The 3,605-nt window shown below is 77.8% G+C and carries 4 protein-coding genes; 1 reads left to right on the plus strand and 3 read right to left on the minus strand.

The features are described 5' to 3' along the window. Positions 1-90: 90 nt before the first annotated feature. Genes AB0L40_RS27215 through AB0L40_RS27225 form a run of 3 tightly spaced genes read right to left on the minus strand, consistent with a single transcriptional unit; the run spans position 91 to position 2,719 of the window. Positions 91-1,476, minus strand: coding sequence for a thymidine phosphorylase (locus tag AB0L40_RS27215; protein WP_364361851.1), 1,386 nt, complete (start codon positions 1,474-1,476; stop codon positions 91-93). Then, the gene (locus AB0L40_RS27220; protein WP_364361853.1) at positions 1,473-2,288 is read right to left on the minus strand and encodes a purine-nucleoside phosphorylase; all 816 of its coding nucleotides are present in this window, start codon (positions 2,286-2,288) and stop codon (positions 1,473-1,475) included. Before AB0L40_RS27220 ends, AB0L40_RS27215 begins: the two co-directional genes overlap by 4 nt. After that, the gene (locus tag AB0L40_RS27225; protein WP_364361855.1) at positions 2,285-2,719 is read right to left on the minus strand and encodes a cytidine deaminase; all 435 of its coding nucleotides are present in this window, start codon (positions 2,717-2,719) and stop codon (positions 2,285-2,287) included. Before AB0L40_RS27225 ends, AB0L40_RS27220 begins: the two co-directional genes overlap by 4 nt. Before the next feature lie 254 nt (positions 2,720-2,973). On the opposite strand from AB0L40_RS27225, the gene AB0L40_RS27230 reads away from it, so the two are divergent. Then, complete coding sequence (locus tag AB0L40_RS27230; protein ID WP_364361857.1) at positions 2,974-3,267, plus strand: hypothetical protein; 294 nt, start codon at positions 2,974-2,976, stop codon at positions 3,265-3,267. The last annotated feature ends 338 nt before the right edge of the window (positions 3,268-3,605 follow it).

The raw sequence follows: 3,605 nt of genomic DNA on the forward strand, positions 1-3,605 counted from the left end.
CATCCCGTGGTACGCCAAGACGAAGGCGTTCCTCAAGCGGCACAAGGAGATCTCGACGGTCTTCGTGTCGCACGCCCGCGCGGGCGGTGGTCAGCCGACGCGTCCGAGGATCGCCGGCCCGGGCGCCGTGCCCTCGGGGGCCACCCGGACGGCGTCGCGCAGCGCGGCGGTGGCGCGCTCGGCGGCGTCCTGCGTGCGGGCGTGGACGACCGCCAGCGGTGCCTCCCCCGGCCCGACCTGCTCGCCGCGGGCCGCGACCTCCGTCAGGCCCACCGCCGGGTCGACGGGGTCGGTGTCGCGGGTCCGCCCGGCGCCCAGCGCGCCGACGAGCAGGCCGACCGCACGGACGTCGACGGTGCCGACGACCCCCGGCTCCGTCGCCTCGACGGCGACGACGACCGGCGCGGACTCGAGGTACGACCCGGGCCGCTCGAGCAGGTCCGCGGGGCCCCCGAGCGCGACCACCATCCGGGCGAAGCGGTCGGCCGCCCGGCCGTCCTCCAGGGCCCGCCGGGCCGCGTCGTGCGCGGCGGAGACGTCCGGGTACAGGCCGCCGAGGACGAGCAGCTCCGCCGCGAGCTCGAGCGTCACGGCGACGAGCGCCGGGTCGTGCGCGGCGCCGGTCAGGTGGGCGATCGACTCGGCGACCTCGACGCCGTTGCCGGCCGTCCGGCCGAGCACGCCGTCCATGTCGGTCAGGAGCGCGCTGCAGCGCAGGCCGGCGCCGCGGGCGGTCGAGACGAGCGTCTCGGCCAGGGCGCGGGAGTCCTCGGGATCGGGGAGGAACGCGCCCGAGCCGCACTTGACGTCCAGGACGAGCCCGTCGAGGCCCGCCGCGAGCTTCTTCGACAGGATCGAGGCGGAGATCAGCGGGATCGTCTCGACCGTGCCGGTCGCGTCGCGGACGCCGTAGAGCCGCCCGTCGGCGGGCGCGATCCGGCTCGTCTGCCCGACGATCGCGCAGCCGACCTCGGCGACGATCGCCTTGAGCCGGTCGACGTCCGGGGTCGCGTCGTAGCCGGGGATCGCCTCGAGCTTGTCGAGCGTGCCGCCGGTGTGGCCGAGACCGCGGCCCGAGACCTGCGGCACCGCGCCGCCGCACGCCGCGACGATCGGGGACAGCAGCAGCGAGACCTTGTCCCCCACCCCGCCGGTCGAGTGCTTGTCGAGGATCGGCCCCTGCACGTCGACGTCGGACCAGTCCAGGACGTCGCCGGAGTCCCGCATCGCCAGGGTCAGCGCGACCCGGCCCTCGTCCGTGAGCCCGTGGATCGCGAACGCCATCGCCATCGCGCCGACCTGCGCGTCGGTGAGCCCGCCGTCGGCCAGGCCGCCCGCCAGCCGACGCACCTCGTCGGCCGAGAGCGGCGTGCCCTCGCGGGCCGTGCGCAGGATCTCGGGGACGGGGCGGCCGGCGCCCGCGTCCCGGGACCCGCCGCTCGGCCCGGGAGCGCGGCCCTGCGCCCCGGCGCTCACGCGAGGTCCCCCGCCGCGCGGACCAGCAGCCGGGCCAGGTCGACCGCCGCGTCGTCGGCCGAGGCCAGCGTGCCCTCGTGGCTCAGCGGCTCGTCGTCCATCCCCTCCGCGAGGTTCGTGATCGCCGAGATCCCGACGACCCGCAGGCCGCAGTGGCGGGCCACCGTGGTCTCGTGCACGGTCGACATCCCGACGGCATCGGCCCCGAGCACGCGGAACGCCCGGATCTCGGCGGGCGTCTCGAACGACGGCCCGAGGACCGCGAGGTAGACCCCCTCGGCCAGCTCGACGCCCTCGTCGGCCGCGGCGGCGCGGACCGCCGCCCGCAGGTCCGCGTCGTAGGCCCCGCCCATCGGCGGGAATCGCGGCCCCCACTCGTCGTCGTTGGGCCCGGCCAGCACGTTGATCCCGGAGTGGTTGACGTGGTCGGCGATGAGCATCAGCCGGCCCGGGCCGACCTCCGGCCGCAGCGAGCCGGCCGCGTTGGTCAGGACGACGGTCTCAATGCCGAGCGCCCTGAGCGTCCGGACGGGGACGCGGACCGCCTCGGGCGCCGTGCCCTCGTAGAGGTGCGCACGGCCGCGCAGGACGACGACGTCGACGCCGCCGAGGCGGCCCAGGACGGCCTCGCCCGCGTGCCCGGCGACGGTCGGGCGCGGGAACCCCGGCAGGTCGGCGTAGGGGATGACGACGGCGTCGGTCACGGCGTCGGCGACCGCCCCCAGCCCGGAGCCGACCACGATCCCCAGGCGCGGCGCGAGGCCGCCGGCGCGCTCCCGCAGGACCGCGGCCGCGTCGTGCGGGGCGCTCACGCCGGGCCCCCGAACGCGAAGGCCATGGGCAGGAGCTCGCCCAGCGTCACGATGGTCGCGGGTCCGCCCGGCCGGCCGAGGTGGACCGGCGTGTGCTCGTCGCCGAACTCCGCCAGGCGCTGCCGGCAGCCGCCGCAGGGCGGGCAGAGCTCGCGGTCGGGCGAGACGACGGCCGCCGCCACGATCCGGTCCGCGCCGGCGGCGACGAGGGCGCCGATCGCGCTGGCCTCCGCGCACTGGCTCTGCGGGTAGGCGCCGTTCTCGACGTTGGCGCCGACGACGATCCGGCCGTCGGCGGTCCGCAGGGCCGCCCCGACGCGGAAGTGCGAGTACGGGGCGTAGGCCCGCTCTGCGACGTCGGCGGCGGCGCGCAGGAGCTCCTCTTCGGCGGCGGCGGGCGGCGCGGGGCGGTCTGTCGGGGAGGCGCTCACGCTCCCCGATGCTACGCACGCCCGCAAGCCTCCTCCAGGCCTCCCCCGGCCCGCCGCGGCGGCGAGGAGCCGAGAGCCACCCGTTCCGCCGGACCCGGCCGCCGGACCCGCCGGAGCCGGGCGGCGCCCCGGCCGCCGCACCCATCGGTGCCGTGCCCCACCCCGTCCCCGCGTCCCGGCGAACCCTCGGCCCGTGCCCTGCGCCCCGTCCCAGCGGGCCCGCGAGGGCGTCTGCCTACACTCGCGTCGTGAGCATGGAGCGCGGGTTCTCCGATTCCGAGCCGGTCGGCCGGCAGGCGCGCGCCCGCGCCGATCGCCGCGACCAGCACGTCGGCCTGATGGGCGTCGGGACGCTCGCCTGCCCGTCCTGCGACTTCCCCGTGTCGCCCGGCCCAGGACCGCGCTCCCCGTCCGACGCCCTGACGTGCCCGGTCTGCGCGCACGGCGGCCGGATCCGCGACTTCCTCTCGATGGCCGCGCCGTCGCGCCCCGCCCGGGTCGAGGTCCGCCTCGTCGCCGGCCCGCGGTGGGCGCTGCGCGGGCGCTGAGGGGCTGCTCTCCCCCTACGGGAATGCCGGGCCCACGGACCCGAGGACGGGCACGCCCGCCGCGTCGGGGCCGACGGCGATCAGCCGGTCGGCAGACGTGGACGCCGGGTCGTCGGGTTCGGTACCCAGGAGGTACCGAAGTCGAGCCGCCGCCCCACGCCCGACCGTCACCGGGGTCGGGATCCCGGGCGGTCGTCGGGTTCCGTACCGAGGAGGTACCGAAGTCGAGCCGCCGCCCCACGCCCGACTGCCGCCGGGGCCGGGATCCCGGGCGGTCGTCGGGTTCGGTACACGCCGCAGAGCACCGCGACACCGAAGGTCAGGTAGGTCGCCAGCAG

Source organism: Patulibacter sp. NPDC049589, from assembly GCF_040675535.1.
Lineage (GTDB): Bacteria > Actinomycetota > Thermoleophilia > Solirubrobacterales > Solirubrobacteraceae > Patulibacter.

Coding starts and splice junctions, on each gene's coding strand:
- AB0L40_RS27230 (WP_364361857.1), top strand. CDS start 2,974: ATGGAGCGCGGGTTCTCCGATTCCGAGCCGGTCGGCCGGCAGGCGCGC.